Origin of the sequence: Pedobacter cryotolerans (assembly GCF_005116475.1) — a bacterium.
GTDB classification, from domain to species: Bacteria; Bacteroidota; Bacteroidia; order Sphingobacteriales; family Sphingobacteriaceae; genus Pedobacter; species Pedobacter cryotolerans.
In genome coordinates this window covers 233691-252730 of sequence record NZ_SWBO01000003.1, presented here as the reverse complement: position 1 = coordinate 252730, position 19040 = coordinate 233691, and the positions used below count along the sequence as shown (strand labels likewise).

At 34.2% G+C, this 19040-nt stretch carries 16 protein-coding genes; 8 read left to right on the top strand and 8 right to left on the bottom strand.

The window, feature by feature from the left end; all coding sequences use genetic code 11:
- Positions 1 to 70 precede the first annotated feature (70 nt).
- From FA045_RS06650 to FA045_RS06635, 4 genes are all read right to left on the bottom strand, one after another.
- Entirely contained in the window at positions 71 to 898 is an 828-nt protein-coding gene (locus FA045_RS06650; protein ID WP_136875750.1) for a type 1 glutamine amidotransferase, read from the bottom strand.
- Positions 899 to 2002 (bottom strand): carboxylate-amine ligase, encoded by a 1104-nt coding sequence (locus tag FA045_RS06645; protein ID WP_136875748.1) that lies wholly within the window; start codon positions 2000 to 2002, stop codon positions 899 to 901.
- Positions 2003 to 2028: 26 nt separating this feature from the next.
- Entirely contained in the window at positions 2029 to 3111 is a 1083-nt protein-coding gene (locus FA045_RS06640) for an ATP-grasp domain-containing protein (RefSeq protein WP_136875746.1), read from the bottom strand.
- Between the two features lie 129 nt (positions 3112 to 3240).
- The gene (locus tag FA045_RS06635; RefSeq protein WP_169305025.1) at positions 3241 to 3945 is read right to left on the bottom strand and encodes an esterase family protein; all 705 of its coding nucleotides are present in this window, start codon (positions 3943 to 3945) and stop codon (positions 3241 to 3243) included.
- A gap of 161 nt (positions 3946 to 4106) precedes the next feature.
- Between FA045_RS06635 and FA045_RS06630 the strand changes: the two genes are divergently transcribed.
- From FA045_RS06630 to FA045_RS06615, 4 genes are all read left to right on the top strand, one after another.
- Positions 4107 to 4925 carry an alpha/beta hydrolase gene (locus FA045_RS06630; protein ID WP_136875744.1) on the top strand — a complete coding sequence of 273 codons (819 nt, stop codon included), beginning with the start codon at positions 4107 to 4109 and terminating at the stop codon, positions 4923 to 4925.
- Positions 4926 to 4995: 70 nt separating this feature from the next.
- Positions 4996 to 5442: a Cif family virulence factor gene (locus tag FA045_RS06625; protein ID WP_136875742.1), complete on the top strand. Its 447-nt coding sequence runs from the start codon at positions 4996 to 4998 to the stop codon at positions 5440 to 5442.
- Between the two features lie 30 nt (positions 5443 to 5472).
- On the top strand, positions 5473 to 6261 hold the full coding sequence (locus tag FA045_RS06620) for an ion transporter (RefSeq protein WP_136875740.1): 789 nt from the start codon (positions 5473 to 5475) through the stop codon (positions 6259 to 6261).
- Between the two features lie 74 nt (positions 6262 to 6335).
- The gene (locus FA045_RS06615) at positions 6336 to 6788 is read left to right on the top strand and encodes a VOC family protein (RefSeq protein WP_136875738.1); all 453 of its coding nucleotides are present in this window, start codon (positions 6336 to 6338) and stop codon (positions 6786 to 6788) included.
- Between the two features lie 28 nt (positions 6789 to 6816).
- Here FA045_RS06615 and FA045_RS06610 read toward each other — a convergent pair whose 3' ends face one another.
- Positions 6817 to 8037: a retropepsin-like aspartic protease gene (locus FA045_RS06610; protein WP_136875736.1), complete on the bottom strand. Its 1221-nt coding sequence runs from the start codon at positions 8035 to 8037 to the stop codon at positions 6817 to 6819.
- A gap of 383 nt (positions 8038 to 8420) precedes the next feature.
- Between FA045_RS06610 and typA the strand changes: the two genes are divergently transcribed.
- Positions 8421 to 10223, top strand: coding sequence for a translational GTPase TypA (gene typA / locus FA045_RS06605; protein ID WP_136875734.1), 1803 nt, complete (start codon positions 8421 to 8423; stop codon positions 10221 to 10223).
- Positions 10224 to 10541: 318 nt separating this feature from the next.
- On the opposite strand, the gene FA045_RS06600 is transcribed toward typA, so the two are convergent.
- Positions 10542 to 11399, bottom strand: a complete 858-nt coding sequence (locus FA045_RS06600; RefSeq protein ID WP_136875732.1) for a transglutaminase-like domain-containing protein — start codon at positions 11397 to 11399, stop codon at positions 10542 to 10544.
- Positions 11400 to 11442: 43 nt separating this feature from the next.
- On the opposite strand from FA045_RS06600, the gene FA045_RS06595 reads away from it, so the two are divergent.
- The 3 genes from FA045_RS06595 (at position 11443) to FA045_RS06585 (ending at position 15143) form a co-directional block, all read left to right on the top strand.
- Positions 11443 to 12225 (top strand): O-methyltransferase, encoded by a 783-nt coding sequence (locus tag FA045_RS06595; protein ID WP_136875730.1) that lies wholly within the window; start codon positions 11443 to 11445, stop codon positions 12223 to 12225.
- Between the two features lie 262 nt (positions 12226 to 12487).
- Positions 12488 to 12850: a BlaI/MecI/CopY family transcriptional regulator gene (locus FA045_RS06590; RefSeq protein ID WP_136875728.1), complete on the top strand. Its 363-nt coding sequence runs from the start codon at positions 12488 to 12490 to the stop codon at positions 12848 to 12850.
- Between the two features lies 1 nt (position 12851).
- The gene (locus FA045_RS06585; protein ID WP_136875726.1) at positions 12852 to 15143 is read left to right on the top strand and encodes a M56 family metallopeptidase; all 2292 of its coding nucleotides are present in this window, start codon (positions 12852 to 12854) and stop codon (positions 15141 to 15143) included.
- A 113-nt stretch (positions 15144 to 15256) separates the two neighbouring features.
- Here FA045_RS06585 and FA045_RS06580 read toward each other — a convergent pair whose 3' ends face one another.
- Both FA045_RS06580 and FA045_RS06575 read right to left on the bottom strand, forming a co-directional pair.
- Positions 15257 to 17431: a penicillin acylase family protein gene (locus FA045_RS06580; protein ID WP_136875724.1), complete on the bottom strand. Its 2175-nt coding sequence runs from the start codon at positions 17429 to 17431 to the stop codon at positions 15257 to 15259.
- Between the two features lie 164 nt (positions 17432 to 17595).
- On the bottom strand, positions 17596 to 18726 hold the full coding sequence (locus FA045_RS06575) for a BamA/TamA family outer membrane protein (RefSeq protein ID WP_136875722.1): 1131 nt from the start codon (positions 18724 to 18726) through the stop codon (positions 17596 to 17598).
- Positions 18727 to 19040 lie beyond the last annotated feature (314 nt).

The window sequence follows — 19040 nt, the reverse complement described above, 5'->3', positions numbered from 1 at the left end:
ACATAGCTGTATAGTTCTCGATATTTTCTACGTTCACTATGTTGCTATGTGGTTGTTTTTCTAATGGAGTTTATACTTTTTGCAAAGCATTTATAGCTTCAGTTAAAAAATTAGGTAAAATCACGCTTTGTGTTAAAGTTATTCTGTTTGGATCATCCAAACTATCTAACATATCAAAGTATTTATCTTCTCCATGATTTTTAGTAATTGCAGTTTTCTTGTCGTCTTGTAACAAGTACATTTTCATACCAACTGGATCTGCTTCTGGATGAAATTGTGTGCCAATAATCTGTTCAGAAAAACGGATTGCCATTAAGCAACGTTCTAAAGCAACATGCGGGCGCTCTTTTTCTATCGCTAAAATTTTTGCACCTCTTGTTTCAAAATCTGCTTCGTTAGGTTGTATTACTTGCCAATCTCTACTATCAACCGAGTAAAATGGATCGGGTAAACCATTAAAAACGGTTTCCTGTTCTCCGTTATCAGTTAAACTTATGGAAAAAATGCCAAAAGCATTCGATTTGCGTTGAGTAACTGTCCCTAATCCATATTTTCTACAAGCCAATTGAAAAGAATGACAAATTAAAAAAGCATGTTTTTTATGTTCGTTAGTATTATTAAACCCCTCAATTTCATCTAATAAAAAGAAAAAATCATTCTCCCATTTTTCTCCTTCGCCATCAAATGGGCTACCAGGGCCACCACTCGAGATAAAAATATCATAGCTTAAATCTGGTATTTCTCCTTTTTGTCTTAAGTCAAATAAATCGAAAGTTAGGTTTGGTGCATTATTATCTCTGTAGCTGTTTAAAAGTTCCTGGATACCTCTCATTCCTTGATTAGGGAAGCCGTTATTCATATCGATAACGGCTACCTTAATTTGTTTTCTTTCGCTCATCTATCCCGCTCCAATTAATGTTTGGGTAGTAATATAATCTACTACCGATTCAAAACTTCCAGTTTTTTCGTAAACCGCCAATTGTCTATCTGCACCAGTTCCGTTTTCTAAAATTTTGTGCACATAGTTGATTTCATTTCTGCTGCCTAATTCATCCACAACATCGTCGATAAAATCAAGCAATTCTAAAATCAGGTTTCTGCAGTTCACTTCCATTTCTTTACCGAAATCGATCAAATTTCCATCAATGCCGTATCTAGCTGCTCTCCATTTATTTTCGTTAATTAATGCTCTTGAGTAACTGATGAACTCCATGTTTTGCAAACGAAGTTTATACAATTTAGCACATAAAGCTTGAAACAAAGCTGTAAAAGCCATCGTTTCATCAATTAACATTGGGCAATCGCAAATGCGAAATTCTACAGTATCAAAAAATGGATGTACACGAATATCCCACCAAATCTTTTTGGCGTTGTCCATGCAATTTGTCTTAATTAACAACTTTACATAGTTATCATAATCTTCAATGCTATTGAAAATATCAGGAATACCTGTACGAGGAAACTTATCAAAAACCTTTGTCCTGAAAGATTTATAGCCAGTATTTCTACTTTCCCAAAATGGAGAGTTAGTAGAAAGTGCAAAAACGTGAGGTAAAAAATACCTTACTTGGTTTGCAATATGGATAGCCAACTCACGTGATTGAAAGCCTACGTGAACGTGCAAACCAAAAATTAAGTTAGAACGAGCAGCCTCCTGCAATTCGTTTACAATTTCGTTGTAACGCGGATGTTCTGTAATTAATTGTTTTTCCCAATGAGAAAATGGATGTGTACCGGCAGCGCCAATACGTAAACCTTGTTCACCAGCTAATTGAGAAACGGTGTAGCGCAATTGCGATATTTCTTTTCTAGCCTGATCGGTATTGTGGCAAATGCCAGTTCCAACTTCAACCACGGCTTGGTGCATTTCTGCTTTTACTTGATCCTTGTGGATTTTTTGAGCAGATTCTACAATTTTTTGATCGTGAGAGGTCAATTCTCTGGTAACGGGATCAATTACCATGTACTCTTCCTCTATGCCGAGCGTAAATTCATTCATCATCTTAATTCCCTTTTAATTTATCCCAATTATTTTTTTGGTGCTGCTTTTTTAGCAGGCGCTGGTTTTGCTTTCGACGCTACTGGTTTTGTAGGTTCTTTGACAACAGGCGTAGCTTTTACAGCTGGTTTGGCTTCTTTAACGGCAGCTGCTTTTGCAACTAAAGGCAAGCCTGCAGCGCCAGCTTTTACAAATTTACCCCAGGTTAAATTATCCTGACCGTCTTTTTGTGCTTTAGCTCTTTCAATGGCGTAATTAGCTGTTGTTTCTACTACCCAATCAAAATTTTCTTGTCCTACGCTTTTGATATCGGCATCTGGAGCAGGGTTGCAGAAATCGATAGCGATAGGCACACCATCACGAACTGCAAATTCTACGGTATTAAAATCATAACCTAAGTAAGCGCATAATTTTAAAGTATATTCTTCAATGGTTTTTAATAATGCTGCGCTTGATGGTTCTTTGCCAACTTCGTAACGTAAATGGTGTGGGTTGCGTGGCTCGTATTGCATAATTCGAACGTGTTTGCCGCCAATGCAATAGCATCTAAAATATTCTTCGAAGATGATTTCTTCTTGCAAAAGCATTACCAATTGCTCAGTGCCATTGTGTTTGTTAAAGAAATCTTCTTTGTCATGTAATTTATAAACATCTCTCCAGCCTCCACCGTCAAAAGGTTTCATGTAAGCCGGGAAGCCTGTGTATTCAAAAATTGCATCCCAATCTAAAGGCATTGCCAAATTAGAAAATGATTCGCCAGTAGTGCCAGTTGGATGCTCACGAGATGGAATTAACGCAGTTTTTGGAACTGGAACACCAATTTGTTCTGCCAATGCGTTATTAAAAAATTTCTCATCTGCGCTCCACCAAAATGGATTATTGATTACAGCTGTACCAGTAATAGCGGCATTTTTTAAAGATGCACGATAAAAAGGTACATCTTGAGAAATTCGATCGATAATAACCGAATAGCCTAAAGGTGCATTTTGAAACATTTTTTCAATTTTAACTGCCTCTGCAGTAATGCCTTTTTCTGCCTTTTCGTTAATTCGCTTAATTACTGCTTCTGGGAATGAGCGTTCTTGCCCAAATAAAATTCCTATTTTTTTCATAAGTATTGATGTTGTTAATTTTTTATAAATGTTGAATTTGTTTGAAGGTTGAAATGTTGTAAAGTTGCCAGCCTACCACAGTCAGGGATTTGGCATTAATTCCTCTATTTCGAACTTTCTCACTCATTGCTATAATTGAGATAGATACTCTGGTAACATACCTCTCCATGTTGGCCAATCATGATCAGCATTTTGTCTAATATCTAACCAATGATTTATTCCTTTTCTATTTAAAATGTCTGATAATCTTTCGTTATCACCTTTACACATATCTCTATCTGATGTGCCTAAAACAATTTTCATGTGCCATAACTCCTGGTTCATATCGTTTGGCACAAAATCAACAGGGTTGTTAAAATAGGCTTCATCATTATAAAAACCATCTAGTTGACTAGAAATGTCAAAAGCTCCACTCATACTAAATAGGTGACTCACCGTCCAAGGATGTCTAAATGCAAAATTTGCAGCATGATAACCGCCAAAACTACAGCCCGCTGTAACTACTTTGTGGTGTCCTGTTTCATGTTTTGCTAGCGGAACCAGTTCTTCTAATAAGAATTTATCGTACCAAATATGGTTTTTTACACGGTCTGCCGGATGTACTCCTTTATTGTACCAACTTAATTTGTCGATTCCATCGGGGCAATACACTTTAACCTTGCCATCATTGATAAAACCAGCAATAGCATCAATTAATTTAAAATCTTTGTTTTCGTAATAGCTTCCCATACTGGTTGGAAAAAGTATAATAGGATATCCGCTATGCCCAAAAATTAGGGTTTTGATGTCCATATTTAGGTTCGGACTATACCATTCTTTTAATTCTTCTTTCACAGGCTTAATATTTAGATGCTTTAAGGTATAAAAATCTAAATCAAACACAAAGAAATAAATATATTTAATGCTTTAAATCTGTCATTTATGTAAAAAATGAACCTAGCTATCTAATTTTTTAACAAGATTTATACCTTTGTGGCAGATTAGTGAGAAAGCTTATGTACACCACCTTAACATTACCTACCGTTATCAAAACTATACATCATATCAAATCAACCAACTTAAAAAGAGAAGTAGAAATAGAAATTTTTACTCCTGATAATTTGTTGGGCAACGAATGTGTTAATCTCTTGTTGTTAAATGATGGTCAGGATTTGGCTCAAATTGACATGGAAGAAATGCTAAGCTCGCTTTATGTTAGATGGAGTATTGAGCCAACAGTTGTTATTGGTATTAAAGCAAGTGCCGAACGTGTATTAGAATACGGCATTGCCGGAAAACCAGATTTTAAGAAAAGAGGAGCAAAAGCAGAAGCTTACACTAATTTTATTATCAAAGAATTAATGCCGTTTATTTATGGTGAATTAAACGTAAATATTAACGGTAAGCGAGCATTTGCCGGTTTTTCTTTAGGTGGCATTACCGCTTTTGATATTGCTTGGAACCACGATAATTACTTTGATGCTGTTGGGGTTTTCTCTGGTTCTTTTTGGTGGAGAAAGAAAGATTTAAGCGCCGGTTATACAGATGATGATCGGATTGTACATGAAATGATCCGTAATACGAAAACAAATCCTGCTGTAAAATTTTGGTTAATGACTGGTACTGATGATGAAAAAGCAGACCGCAACCATAATTTTATAATCGATTCTATTGATGATACCATTGATGTAGTAAAAGAATTGATGAAAAAGGGTTACCAGCGACCAAATGATATTTTTTATTATGAAATGGTTGGCGGTAAGCACGATGTACCAACTTGGGGTAAAGCGATGCCTAAATTTTTAGAATGGGCATTTCCAAAAACTAAAATCTAAATTAAATCTTATTTAAGCGGCTGATTATTAGCTTAATTTGTTAATTTGGTTTATTGTAATTGATAAACCAATGAAAACATTATTTCCAGTATTATTCCTTTTACTCACTTGCTTTACTGCAAATGCACAAGAAAAAACAACAGCTCAAAAAGAAGTAGAACAAACTGTTGTTAATTTTTTTGATGCAATTTCGGCGCTGGATTTCGAAAAAATGAAATCTTTCACAAAAGATATACAGTTTGTAGAATATGGTGAGGTTTGGGATTTAAATGTTTTAATCGATCATTTAAAACCAATGCTGGGTAAAGGTGTTAAAAGAACAAACCAGTTAAAATTTAATAAAACCATGGTTCATAATAATGCTGCGTGGGTGATATATTATAATACAGCAGATTTTTTAGCAACAAACGGCAGAAAAGATCATGCAGATTGGTTGGAAAGCGTAACACTAATTAAAGATAAAGGGAAGTGGAAAATTACACTACTTCACTCTACCGAATTACCATTTAAGAATTGATAATTATTCCTTAAACTTGTTGCAATAGATATGGATAAACTGAGGGAAAAAGTTAAGGAAATCATTTTTGGTCATGATACCAAAGCTGGAAAACTGTTTGATGTGATTTTGCTTTGGGTAATTCTTATAAGTGTACTCATTGTTATCTTAGAAAGTATTCCATCATTACACATTAATTATTACCGATATTTCTTTTACATAGAATGGATAGTAACTATTCTATTTACCATTGAATACATCATTAGGGTATGGAGCACTAAAACACCTTTAAGATACATTTTTAGTTTTTGGGGGATAGTTGATTTACTTTCAATTTTACCAACCTATTTAGAACTCATCAATTTTGGGTTTCATTATTTATTAGCGATAAGAATTTTTAGGTTATTGCGTGTATTTAGGATTTTAAAACTAGTTAGATTTAACCGTGAAGCTCAAAAATTACTTTTGGCTTTACGTGGCAGCGGACATAAAATAGGTGTGTTTTTGATGGCTGTAATTTCAATTATGGTTTTGCTAGGCACATTAATGTATGTAATTGAAGGTGGTGAAAACGGTTTTACCAGCATTCCGCAAAGCATTTATTGGGCTGTTGTTACAGTTACTACAGTTGGTTTTGGAGATATTGTTCCACAAACTGTGTTGGGTAAATTTCTTTCTTCAATTGCCATGATTATGGGTTACGCCATAATCGCTGTGCCAACTGGAATTATTACGGTAGAGTTGGCCAGCAAAAAATCTGAAGATAAAGTTTGCGAAGATTGTAAACATGATAATCCTGATAACGCAAATTTTTGCAATCAGTGTGGGTTGAAGTTTTAAGCTATCGATTATAACGATATCAAAATTGAGATTAATGATTTTCTTTCACTTCATTTATGCTGTAATTTTACATCATGATAAAAGGATTATTTGAAACACACCTTTTTGTAGAAAACCTAGAAAGGTCTATAGATTTTTATAAAAATGTATTAGGCTTAATAGAATGTGATTATCACGATGACAGAAGAGTTGCCTTTTTTTGGATAGGAGAGCCCAAAGGAGCAATGCTTGGTTTATGGGAAAAGCAAAAAGAAGAAATAGACATCAGGCATTTTGCTTTTAGGTGCGATGTTGATGATGTGCTGCATAAATCTGTAGAGTTTTTGAAATCTCGAAACCTGCAACCCTATAATTTTTTAAAGAATGGAAGTGAGCAACCAATGGTTTTTGCTTGGATGCCAGCAATCGCTATTTATTTTAAAGACCCAGATGGACACGATTTAGAATTTATAGCGATATTGGAAGGAGAAGGAAAGCCAGAATTGGGCGTGATAAGTTACGAAGAATGGCTTAATAAGAAAGATTAATATGATACCAGCATATTTACTAACTAACTTAAAATTTTGCTTTTAGGATGTTTATTTTTTCTCCTTTTAAAGTTTCTATAGTTAAATCTTTGTTGCCTGCTTGCTCCTGTCGCCAGTTTATAAAGCTACAAACATCTGCAAATGAAGCTGCTGTTTTACCATTTACCGCTTTAATTTCATCACCAACATTTAACGTTTTTCCTGAACTGTTATCGCTTAAACTCTTACCAACTATCTTTAGTTTGCCATCAATTAAAAAAAAATCTAAATCTAACCCTAAATCTGATTTTAAAGGTTTTTCAAGTTGTTGTAACCAATATTCTTTGTCGGTATTATTAAGTATTATGGATGATAAATTGTCTCTAAAGAAACGAATTCCAATTTTTTTATCTGTTTTATCTTTTACATTAACTTTAATGTTTTTAAAAGTTGTTATGCCCAAGCTAATAGAATCGGCAAAATAAGTATTCATTTGTTCACCTATAGACATACTCCCCAAACCCATAGAAATTGTTTGAGATTGAAGTAACATTAACTCTTTAGCCTTTTGGTTTTGTATTTTAGCAAAATTAATCTCGCTTGTTGGTACATCTAATACTCCTGAAAATCCAAAATCTACTAAAAATCTCACCATTTTACCATCAACTTGTAAATCTGTAAAGTGCCTATTGTTTATAAATTGAACTGGTAATACCTTCATGTCGTTACTTGGTACAAATGGAGTTTTTGAGATAAAAGCTAAATTGTTGATAAAATCAAATTTCCAGTTTAAACGATTAATTACATCGCCGCCAAGTAAATAGAAATCGTTGCAAAGTAAAAAAGGCATATCGTAAATTACACTCTCTATATTTTCGAAAGCAAAAGAACCAATAGAGATGGTAGCTATTTTGCCTCTACCCATTCTTTTGTTTTCATTATTGCTGTCGCGAACATTTTTTTTGCCAGTGTTTTTGATGTTGTTAGCAGCAACTTGTTTGCTATTTAAAACACCGGCATAAGCGCCAGTATCAAAGGCGAGAAGCGCTTTATTGCCATTTATGGCGCCTTCAATAACCAATAAGCTCGATTTCATGCTAAAACTTAAGGTGTCTACTCGGTTGTCTTGAGCTAGAACTTTTGAATTAAAAGCTAGAATTGCTAAAAAGAGAGATAACAAGATGCGCATTTTCATTGATGGAATGATATAATTTGTAGATGCTGGCTTACTGTAAATGGTTGCAGAACGTTTTAAATAATTTCTCTCCATCCTGTAAAATGTGAATATCTAAGTTAAATTGGGATTTGGCAAGTAAAAACTGAGTTTTTTGTAAAATCTTTGGTTCGCTAAACCCGATTGAAGTGAGCACGTAGGGGTTGCGCTCTGGGCTATCCAGAAGTAAAACGGATAGCGGGACTGATGTGTCCGAAGAGCATTGGTTTTGCTTTAGAAATTTTAATCACATAGAAACATAGGACACAAAGGTTCAGCATTGAGTGAGCTATGTGCCTATGTGTTTCATTATTAAACAACTTCTCCCAAACTATTGACTATCAAAATTTAACAAATATGTTTGAACAGAAATAGTAGTTTAAAACGTAAAAAATCCAATTAAAAATCATATCTTTGCGCCAAAATTATAGGCGCATTTTATGCAAAAGATTAGAAATATAGCTATTATAGCACACGTTGACCACGGTAAAACTACATTGGTTGATAAGATTTTACACTCGTGTTCTGTTTTTCGTGATAACGAACAAAAAGGTGAATTGATATTAGACAACAATGATTTAGAGCGTGAACGTGGGATCACAATCGTTTCTAAAAATGTTTCGGTACAATATAAAGACGTAAAAATTAACATTATTGATACTCCTGGTCACGCGGATTTTGGCGGTGAGGTAGAGCGTGTATTGAAAATGGCCGATGGCGTTTTGTTATTGTGTGATGCTTTTGAAGGTGCAATGCCTCAAACGCGTTTCGTAACTCAAAAAGCTTTGGCTTTAGGTTTAAAACCAATTGTGGTTGTAAACAAAGTTGATAAAGAAAATTGTAGACCAGAAGAGGTTTACGAGCAAATTTTTGAGTTATTCTTTAACTTAGAAGCTACAGAAGACCAATTAGATTTTCCAGTAATTTATGGTTCATCTAAACAAGGTTGGATGAGTACTGATTGGAAAAAACCAACGACTGATATTTTTGCTTTATTAGATGCTGTTGTTGCTAATATTCCAGCTCCACCAATGTTAGAAGGTACTTTGCAAATGCAAATCACTTCATTAGATTATTCTTCTTTTGTTGGTCGTATTGCAATTGGACGTGTACACCGTGGAAGTATTAAAGAAAACCAACCTATTACGCTAATTAAACGTGATGGTAAAATGGTTAAATCTAGAGTAAAAGAATTATATACTTTTGAAGGTTTAGGTAAAATTAGAACTACAGAAGTTAGCTCTGGAGATATTTGTGCTGTTGTAGGTATTGATGGTTTTGATATTGGTGATACGATTGCTGATTTTGATGCACCAGAGCAATTGCCAGTAATTAGTATCGATGAACCAACAATGAATATGTTGTTTACCATTAACAACTCACCATTTTTTGGTAAAGAAGGTAAATTAGTAACATCTCAACGTATCAAAGATCGTTTGATGAAAGAGATGGAGAAAAATTTAGCGTTAAAAGTTGTTGAAACTCAAGGTGCTGATTCATGGTTGGTTTACGGTCGTGGTATTCTCCATTTATCGGTACTAATCGAAACCATGCGTAGAGAAGGTTATGAGTTACAAGTTGGTCAGCCACAGGTTATTGTTAAAGAAATTGACGGTAAAAAATGTGAGCCAATTGAAACTTTAATTGTAGATGTACCTGGTGATGTTGCTGGTAAGGTTATTGAATTGGTAACTCAACGTAAAGGTGAGTTGTTAATTATGGAACCAAAAGGTGATTTACAACATTTAGAATTTGAAATCCCAGCTCGTGGTATTATCGGTTTACGTAACAACGTATTAACTGCAACTGCTGGCGAGGCGATTATGGCACACCGTTTCAAAGCTTACGAGCCTTGGAAAGGTACAATTCCTGGTCGTTTAAATGGGGTATTAATTTCTATGGATAAAGGTATGACTACCGCTTATTCTATCGATAAATTACAAGATAGAGGTCGTTTCTTTGTAGATCCGGGAGTTGATATTTACGAAGGACAAATTTTAGGCGAGCACATTCGCGATAATGATTTAGTAGTTAACATCGTTAAAGGAAAAGCATTAACCAACATGCGTGCTTCTGGTACTGATGATAATACGCGTATTGCACCAGCTATTAAATTCTCTTTAGAAGAGTGTATGGAGTACATCCAAGCCGATGAATATATTGAGGTTACACCAGTAAGTATGCGTTTACGTAAAATCTTTTTAACAGAGCAGCTACGTAAAGCAAACGGTAGTAAAAATTAAGAATTCCTAAATCTCCGCCACGGCGGAGATTTTTAGATATTTAATAGCCTGTAAATGAATTTTACAGGCTTTTTTTATTTGGTTAACATTAAGGAATTGAAAATAATTAAGCTTATTTTCCTTAATTTCTTAATGTTTAAATTATCTGAAAAGCAAAGTTTCTATGTCTGTTAGACCTTCTTTACGCTATCTCTTTTAACCTCTTATACCCAAAGGTTGAACAATCAGATTAGAAACAAAAAAATTACCTTTAAAAGAAGACCGAATGCTTAGGTACACTAATTCCCTTAAAAAATATGGAAACTATTTTTGAAAGATTTAAACCGATAAAATATCTTGTAATTGTTTTAGTTCTTCAACCTTTTCTGTTGAACCTAAATTCTCATAAGCAGAAATTAGGTTACGGATAATACGGCGAATAATTTCTGTGTTGCTGCATGGCGCATAAAAACCTGGTTGCGGTTCTAAATTTAATTGGCGTAAAAACTGATCTACATCATGCTTACCAAAAATTGCACCTTTATTAAATGCATTGATGTAAAACAAAACCCCATATTCTTTTTCGGCATTACTTTCATCTATATAACCCAAAATAAAATGCTGAGGTAAATTAACGCCATATACAGGTATATCTAGTTTTTGGGCTAATGTTGCATAAATGATTGCCAAAGAGATTTGATTTCCTTTTTTACTCTCTAAAACCTGATTGAGGTAAGAGTTTTGCGGATCGTGGTGATTTTTAGTATTGCCACCAAAGCCAAATTGATTATAAAAAACGTGGTTGATGAGTTTTATTTTTTCAATAGAACTCATTTCATATTGCAAACCAATCCAAATTTCACGTTTAATTTCTTCGATCTGGAAAATGATGGCCTGCTCATCTAAATCTGGATATTGGTAACGGTTAATAATTAATGCCCCTTGCAATAAATCAAATGCACCACTTTGGTACCATAAATTAAGGTCTTCTTTAACATTTCTAAATTGTATGGTATGTACAATGTTTTCGATACGCTCTTGCAATAATGTATCAAGAGATTGTTCCCAAGCACTTTCTAAATAGGTAATTGCTTCGCTACCGTATTCTAATAAACGTTGGTGTACCTGCTGGTAAACCTGCTCATCAGGGTCATCTAATAATTTAACTAAGGCGTTTATTTCTGCAAGATTTTCCATAAAAATGCAAATTACAAATTTCTGTTTACCTATTTTTGCGACTATGGTTTTTCAATTCGCAATCGATTATTTAAAACATCGCATTACTGCAAAAAGCAGACACGGAACGCACTCGCCCTTTGTTTATAAGCTAACAGATGAGGTAATTTACGATTTTTCTGTAAAAAACAAATACGATGACATTGAAAAACAGCGAAAAAAACTTTTGGTTGACGATAGCATAATTACCGTAACTGATTTGGGAGCGGGATCTCATCTCAACAAAAACCGTATAAAAAAGGTTAAAGAAATTGCTAAGAATGCTCTTAAAGCACCTCATTTAGCAAAGCTGATTTATCGTTTGGTAGCTTTTCAACAACCAAAAAATATAATTGAGTTAGGTACTTGTTTAGGTATAACAACAGCTTATTTAGCAAAAGCACAGCCAGCAGCAGCTATTTTAACTATTGAAGGTTGTCCAGAAACCGCTAAAGTTGCACATCAAAACTTTATGGAGTTAGGTTTAAATAATATAGAATTACAGGTTGGTAATTTTAATAATTTATTGCCAACAGCCATTAACGAAGCTGAGCAATTGGATTTTGTTTACATTGATGGCAACCATACCAAAGAAGCTACTTTAAACTATTTTAATTGGTGTTTACCAAAACTTCATGAAAATTCGCTTTTAATATTTGATGATATTTATTGGAGCGAAGGCATGAAAGAAGCTTGGGCCGAGATTAAAAACCATCCTCAAGTAACAGTAACTGTAGATTTATTTTGGATAGGCTTGGTTTATTTTAAGAAAGATCAAGCTAAGGAGCATTTTAAGATTAAATTTTAAACCCCTAAATCCCTCCGATATAAATCGGAGCAGGCTCTAAAGTGGACTTTCTAACACATCGTCATTTCGACAAAGCGTAACGATGAGAAATCTACTCGGAATTTTGTTATTGCTGACCGAAGAGCAACCTCGTTTATCAAAATATCACAAATAAAATTTTATTGTTCTAAAAATCAAGGACTTATTAGTTTATAACTACTTATTCAATTATATAACTTAAAAAACAGTTGTAAAACTGACAACTTAGTTATATCTTTAGTTTATGGAAGAATTAACTAAAGCAGAAGAACGCATTATGCAAGTTTTATGGAAGTTGCAGAAAGCATTTGTTAAAGATATCATTGATGAATTAGAGGAGGATCCCAAACCTCCATATAATACCATATCATCCATAGTTAGGCTTTTAGAAAAGAAAGGTTACCTAAGTTATAAAGCTTACGGCAAAACTTATGAGTATTTTCCAGCCATTAGCAAAGAAGATTATACGAAAACTACCTTTTCTAAACTCTTTGCAGGTTATTTCGATAATTCGCCCAGCAGTTTATTGTCTTTTATGGTGAAGGAAGAAAAGTTAAGTGCGAAAGATATAGAAGAGTTAAAAGCACTCATCAATAAAAATTCATGATATGGAACTCCTCATCTACCTTGTCAAAGTAAGTGTTTGCACTGTATTGTTCTTCGCATTTTACTTATTGTTTTTACGTAGGTTAACCTTCTTTAAAATCAATCGTTTTTATTTGCTGTTTACGTTATTGATAAGTTTTATCATTCCTACACTAAGCTTTACTATAGAACGCGAAGTTGAAATAGCGCCAATGGTTTACACGCAAGTTGAGCCACCGGATGAAGTAAAAATTAACGAGCCAATAACAGCTATAAGTCCAATTGAAACTAGGCCAATTACTGAAGAAAGCTTCGATTATTACTCCTTGCTGCCTTATTTATATTTCAGCATTGTCTTTTCCCTTTTAGTTATCGCCACCTGGCGGATATTACAACTCTTAAAACATACCAAAAATGGCGCAAAGCGGATTAGCGGATTAAAAATTTTTCAAAAATCATCTGGATTCACAAATTGCTCCTTCTTCAATTATGTTTTTATCGATGAAAAATTGAGTGAAGCAGAATTACAGGTTTTGATAAAACACGAAGAAGTTCATGCTAAACAATTTCATTCTATTGATAAAATCATCATGATGCTCATTAAAGCCTTCTTATGGTTTAATCCAGTGGTTTATTTATATGATAAAGCTTTAGAGCAAGCCCATGAATACGAAGCGGATGAAGCAACCTCACAAAATTTTGGCACCGAACAATATGCTAGTTTATTGCTTCGATTGGCCATTGCTAAAAGTGAAACGTCATTGGTGCACAACTTCGTGAAAAGCCCAATTAAGGATAGAATAAAAATGTTATTTCATTCAAAATCAAAGAACATGAAAAAATTAATTTACTTACTGGCAGTACCAATTGGATTGATATTGTTGTGGAGTTTTACGGTGAAAGTTGTGGAGGTTGCTAAGTTTGCAGAAGTAACCGAATTAAATATGCGAAGCAATGTAGCTTCACAAATCAAAAAATCAAATAATGATCCTTTATGGAACACCACCATCCGTGGAAAAGTAAAAAGTATCTTGCTAACGGAAGTTGGTGAAGTCCTCAACTTTAAATATGATAAAGGTATAATTAGAGTATTGACTTTCTCAAGAGGAAATGTTAGTGTAGGAGATGAGGTTCTAATAACAATAGGTGGAACAGTTAATGATATTAAAATTTCTGACTCAAAAGGAAATGTGGTTAAACAACTTGATGGACCATGCTATTCAATGGATAGGATGAAAACTTTAGATGAAAAAGTATTATTTGATATTGATAATAGACCATTTCTTTCTAAAAGTGCGGTAATGCAATATGGGCAATACAAATCTGAAAAATTTACGCTTCATACAGTTAGCGGTAAAATACCATCGTTAAGAATTGTGCATAGTCCGATAGGTAGCGAACCTTCTAAAGTATTCATTTACGCGAATGGCAAGCTGTATTCAGAAAAAGAAACCTTAAAATTTGATAAAAAATTTATCGCCAGTTTGTCAGAAAAAAGAGGTTTTGCTAAAGCAGCTGATTATGATATTCCTACAATAACAAATAGAAAGAAAACATATATTTTCTGGTTTGGCAAAGAGCCGAAATTTACTGCAAAAACAGCAAAAAGTAGAAATTTCTCTCAAAAGCATAAGAGTGAAAAAGTTAATGGTCAACTTGCAGGATTAATAAATTCTTCCAAAACCAAAACATTAGATGGCTTTTTAATTAAAAACAACCTAGAGACAATTAAACCAATTTTATTAAGATCAACCTCAATAACTGTTGATACAAAAGCTGATATAGCTTACGTTAAAGATGGTGTGTACAAAATTGGCGATATTGAACTTGTAGCTAAAGAATCAACATTTGACAAAACAAAAAATGCCATAAAAGCAGTAAAGAGTACAATTACTAAAAACGGACACATTATAGTTTCTGATGAAATTATAGTGGATGTTAACCTCGATTATTTTAAAGTGAAAGAGATAAAAGAACCTTTTGTATTGAGCACCTTTAAAAAGGCTAATGAAGAAAATTCACATATTGGGTATACAGGAAGCAATACTAAGGTTAGGTATAGTGCAATAGATTCAATTAATTTGGATAAGAAGGATAAAATAATTAAGCTTTATGGTAACGCAACTATTGCTAATGAAAAAATGAGATTTAAAGGGTCTCAAATTCTGTATAATGCCAAACTAAACATTGAGACAATAAAAGATGCAACTTTTTATGAGGACAAAGCTAAAGTAACTGCAGATATTATGGAAGTTGATTTTAATAAATCAAAAGTAATTTCAAAAAAGGGAGATTTAAGATTGACTTGGAATTAGTTTAACAGATGGTTGAAAACAATTCACATTTTACACTTAATTTTCTATAACCAAAAATTCCATCATGCTAAGCATTCTCTATACAATCTATCTGCCTATGTGTTAAATAACATTTACTCCCCAGGCCTATAACTTCTTTCCGCGTTTCTCAAGACATCTTCCTTGTAAAACAATACATCCTTAAACTCACCTTTGCTATACATTAAAGCTTGGTCGGTAAAATGTTTAGAAGTAGGATCACCACTATTTCCGCCAGCTAAAATAGATTTCGCTTTAATTCGTGGGCCAAACTCTACTGCACAAACAAAGCTATTTCCACTAAAGCCATAGCGTTTATTGGTTTTGAAAGGGTTACTTCGATATGAAGAAAGCTGTCCCCATAAAGCAGAGCCAAAACCAACAGGCAAGCTAGGTAAAGTGTCATCGTATTTTTCATTCATAGCACCAGTTAAACGTTGGTAGCGGTTAATTTCGCCCCAAGCTATTTGCCATTTACCAAAACGTTTGGTTAAATCTGCCATAGTTGCTTTTAATGGGTCTAACAAATCATTTGGTCTAGCACTTGCTGCAAAATCTTTCGTATTTTCTACTTGATCTTTCTCACCAGTATTGATATAAACCTTTTGTATAATTGGGTTCAATTTCTGAGCCCATTCAAAAGCCAAAGTTGTAGCCTCAGAATTTTCTGCAGAACGGTAATCCCATGCTTTTAAAATAGCAATTGGGGCTGCTAGTTCTTTGATCAAAGGATCACTTTGTGGCAATTGCTCGTAAACCCTCAGCAAAGCTGGAATTAATACCTCAAAAGCTGGTAAATAAGGGGCATAGCCCGTTGCAATTACTTTATCTAAATTGTATTTGTTAAGATTTTCCAACAATCTATTGGCGGCAACACCTCTAAAATTCTCTCCATCTGGAGCCATATAGGTTGGGTAATTTGCTTTAATCGGACTGTTTTTACCAGCCGAACTAAAAGGAGTTGAATTGCAGTTTTGTAACCAACCATTTATTGGGTTGTACACATGAACCATATCTTTAACCTCGTGTAATCCTTTCCAAGCAGTTGCAGATATAGAACCATCAACTACCTCACTCCAATTATATTTCGTATCTCTTATCGGAATAAAATTGCCATGCCAATAGGCGATGTTTCCCTTTGCATCAGCATAAACCGTATTGTTAGATGCATTTGCTTTCAAGTCCATTGCTTTTTGATACTCCTCAAAACTTTTGGCTTTGGTACGCACCCAACTTTGCACTAAACTGGCTGTATTTCTGTTTTTTGATTTTAGGCTGATCCATTTGCCATCTCGAATGGCCATTATTGGTCCTTTATTGGTAAAATAAGTATTAAAGGTTCTGCTTTTTAAACTTCCTCCATCCAAATATTTAAAAGTCATTTTTTTCTGGACTACAGGATATTTTTTCTTGTCGTACTCATAAAATAAACCTTTATCAGTTTTGGTAATTTTTTCAGCGTACATATCGGCAATATCAACATTGTTAGAAGTATGCATCCAACCCAAATGCTCGTTAAAACCTTGATAAACAAAAAATTGTCCCCAGGTAACGGCGCCATAAGCATTTAAGCCTTCTTCGCTTTGCATTTGTACTTCTGGTCTAAAATAAAATGTAGTATGCGGATTGATATATAAAATCGCGTTACCAGATTCGGTGATACTTGGTGCAAAGGCAAAACCGTTAGAGCCACTTTGCTGATCTTTAATTACTGGAACATAAGCTGTGGGCGAATAATCTCCTGTATAAAATTTCTTAAGTTCAGCTATCGTTAAATCTGCTGTATTAATAGCGCCAATGCTTCCATCTGTCCACAATAAAGCAAACCAAGGCCTAAAACGAGTTAATAAAGCAGGTTTAACTTTTGGGTTTTTGTAGAGGTAATAATTTATCCCAGCAGCGTAAGCTTCTAGCAATTTTTTAAATGAAGGCTGCAGTTTGGCAAAATCTGCTTTTGCTTCTGCAGTGTCAATTAGTAAGCGGATTTGTAAATCGTTAAACAAATCCTTTTCACCATTTATTTCTGAAAGTCTACCTAATTTTTCGATGTAATTTAGTTCAACTCGTTTAAAATCATCTTCACATTGTGCGTACAATAAACCAAAAACAGCATCTGCATCACTTTTGCCATACACATGCGGAATTCCCCATTTATCTCTAATGATATTTACTTTTTTAGCTTGAGCTTCAAAAGCAGCGATTTCTGTTGGAGTAAATTTTTGAGCGAATAGAGAAAACGGTAATAACAGTAGCAGAAATACTTTTTTCATAAGGTATAATTTAGCAAAGCTGATGTAGTGTACTCAGCTAAAGCTAATTTGTGAAAATTATTTTAGAATCGAACAATTTTAAATGAAGGGTCTCAAATCTGCAGTTTAAGCCCAGCTATTTGAAATTTTGCTAAGCCTTCCTTAGGGAAGGTTGGGTAGGGCTTTTAAAACGCCTCAGCTAAGCTAATATACATTCCACTTTGGCGTTTTTCATTTGGTCTTTTCTCGCCAATGCCATAATCTAAACGAACGCTTAAACCTTTTGCCGTATCAAAAAAGTATCGTCCACCTAGGCCGTAATTAGGTTTCAAGTCGGTTAAAGTTAAATTGCCATTTGCAAAAACTTTTCCTCCGCCAGCAAAAGCAACTACACCAAACCTATTCATAAATCGGTAACGGATTTCTGCTTGGGCAGCCATTAAATTCTCATCGCGGTATCTACCCGTGTAATAACCACGCATAACTTCGTCATTACCTAATTGGGGCAACAAGTAAAATGGAGTTTGTTTGCCTTGTACTGTATAGTATAAACCTTGTACCCCTATAACAACTTTTGGCGCTAGTGACCAAAAATTACGCACATTTACTCTAATCTGGCTACCCGTAAAATTATTGCCGCCAAAAATATTTGGTGCAAATTGATAGCTTACTCTTCCAAAAAAACCTTTTGTTGGATAATTGTTAGAGTTTCTGGTGTCGTAACTTTGCGATACTCCAAAATACATCACTGATCCACCTGCTCTATCAAATAATGAAGGAGAAGAGCTATATATTCCGCCTAAAATTTTGTCTGTAAAATCGTAGTTTTCAAACCCTACTGAAACACCTGTGTAAGTGTTTTTAGCAAATGTTTTTTCAGCATCAAGCTGGAGTTTAATTTGTTGCTGCACCAATCTATCTTCATCTGCTTGAGCGGTATTGTTTCCTAAGCCATAAAAATTAAAGGGCATTTTTTTAAATCTTATTTCGCTAATAAAATGATAAGTATTACCAGGCGTCCAAGCATCGCCTTTGATAGAAAAATTATATGTCTTTTGTGTCGAGTATGATGCCATTCCTGAGAAGTTTGAACTTCTATTTGTCGTATCATTTCTATCCATGTAAAATGAATACAAAGCGCCTAAGCCAAACTCAAAACCAGTTTCTTGTGCATAGCCTAACACCGGGATAGGCATAAAACTAGCTTTACGAGTGGTATCTTTCTCGTTTGATAATAGCTTTTGTATTAATTTTTTTTGTGCCCAAAGGGGATTAACGAATATAGAGAGCAGTAATAACAGCAATAACTTTTTCATTGTTGCAAAGGTAAAATAATTTTACTTTGAGCATCTTTTTTTAGATCCGATAACTATCTAATGTCAAAGTTTGGAGTGCGATATAGTTATAATCTCGCTCCATTTTTTGCAAATGCTATTCGCGTTAGGGATTGAAGTGAAAATCCTTTTTACATTAGCGAAGCGAAAAAAATGTAAAAAGATTGCAACGTAAAGCCCGCCCGAACGCCCAAATTCAATTGCCTTTTAGCAGTTAGCATTTAACAGTTTATTGCCGAATTGGGTAAATCTAAAATCGTAAACCTAAAATCGTAAATCATTTGTACTTTTGCAGC

What these genes read in the sequence shown, in the direction of transcription:
- FA045_RS06610 (WP_136875736.1), bottom strand. Translation starts at nt 8,037, where the DNA reads ATGGAGAGAAATTATTTAAAACGTTCTGCAACCATTTACAGTAAGCCA.
- FA045_RS06595 (WP_136875730.1), top strand. Translation starts at nt 11,443, where the DNA reads ATGGTTTTTCAATTCGCAATCGATTATTTAAAACATCGCATTACTGCA.
- FA045_RS06625 (WP_136875742.1), top strand. Translation starts at nt 4,996, where the DNA reads ATGAAAACATTATTTCCAGTATTATTCCTTTTACTCACTTGCTTTACT.
- FA045_RS06600 (WP_136875732.1), bottom strand. Translation starts at nt 11,399, where the DNA reads ATGGAAAATCTTGCAGAAATAAACGCCTTAGTTAAATTATTAGATGAC.
- FA045_RS06590 (WP_136875728.1), top strand. Translation starts at nt 12,488, where the DNA reads ATGGAAGAATTAACTAAAGCAGAAGAACGCATTATGCAAGTTTTATGG.
- FA045_RS06645 (WP_136875748.1), bottom strand. Translation starts at nt 2,002, where the DNA reads ATGATGAATGAATTTACGCTCGGCATAGAGGAAGAGTACATGGTAATT.
- FA045_RS06620 (WP_136875740.1), top strand. Translation starts at nt 5,473, where the DNA reads ATGGATAAACTGAGGGAAAAAGTTAAGGAAATCATTTTTGGTCATGAT.
- FA045_RS06575 (WP_136875722.1), bottom strand. Translation starts at nt 18,726, where the DNA reads ATGAAAAAGTTATTGCTGTTATTACTGCTCTCTATATTCGTTAATCCC.
- FA045_RS06580 (WP_136875724.1), bottom strand. Translation starts at nt 17,431, where the DNA reads ATGAAAAAAGTATTTCTGCTACTGTTATTACCGTTTTCTCTATTCGCT.
- FA045_RS06640 (WP_136875746.1), bottom strand. Translation starts at nt 3,111, where the DNA reads ATGAAAAAAATAGGAATTTTATTTGGGCAAGAACGCTCATTCCCAGAA.
- FA045_RS06615 (WP_136875738.1), top strand. Translation starts at nt 6,336, where the DNA reads ATGATAAAAGGATTATTTGAAACACACCTTTTTGTAGAAAACCTAGAA.
- FA045_RS06630 (WP_136875744.1), top strand. Translation starts at nt 4,107, where the DNA reads ATGTACACCACCTTAACATTACCTACCGTTATCAAAACTATACATCAT.
- typA (WP_136875734.1), top strand. Translation starts at nt 8,421, where the DNA reads ATGCAAAAGATTAGAAATATAGCTATTATAGCACACGTTGACCACGGT.
- FA045_RS06585 (WP_136875726.1), top strand. Translation starts at nt 12,852, where the DNA reads ATGGAACTCCTCATCTACCTTGTCAAAGTAAGTGTTTGCACTGTATTG.
- FA045_RS06650 (WP_136875750.1), bottom strand. Translation starts at nt 898, where the DNA reads ATGAGCGAAAGAAAACAAATTAAGGTAGCCGTTATCGATATGAATAAC.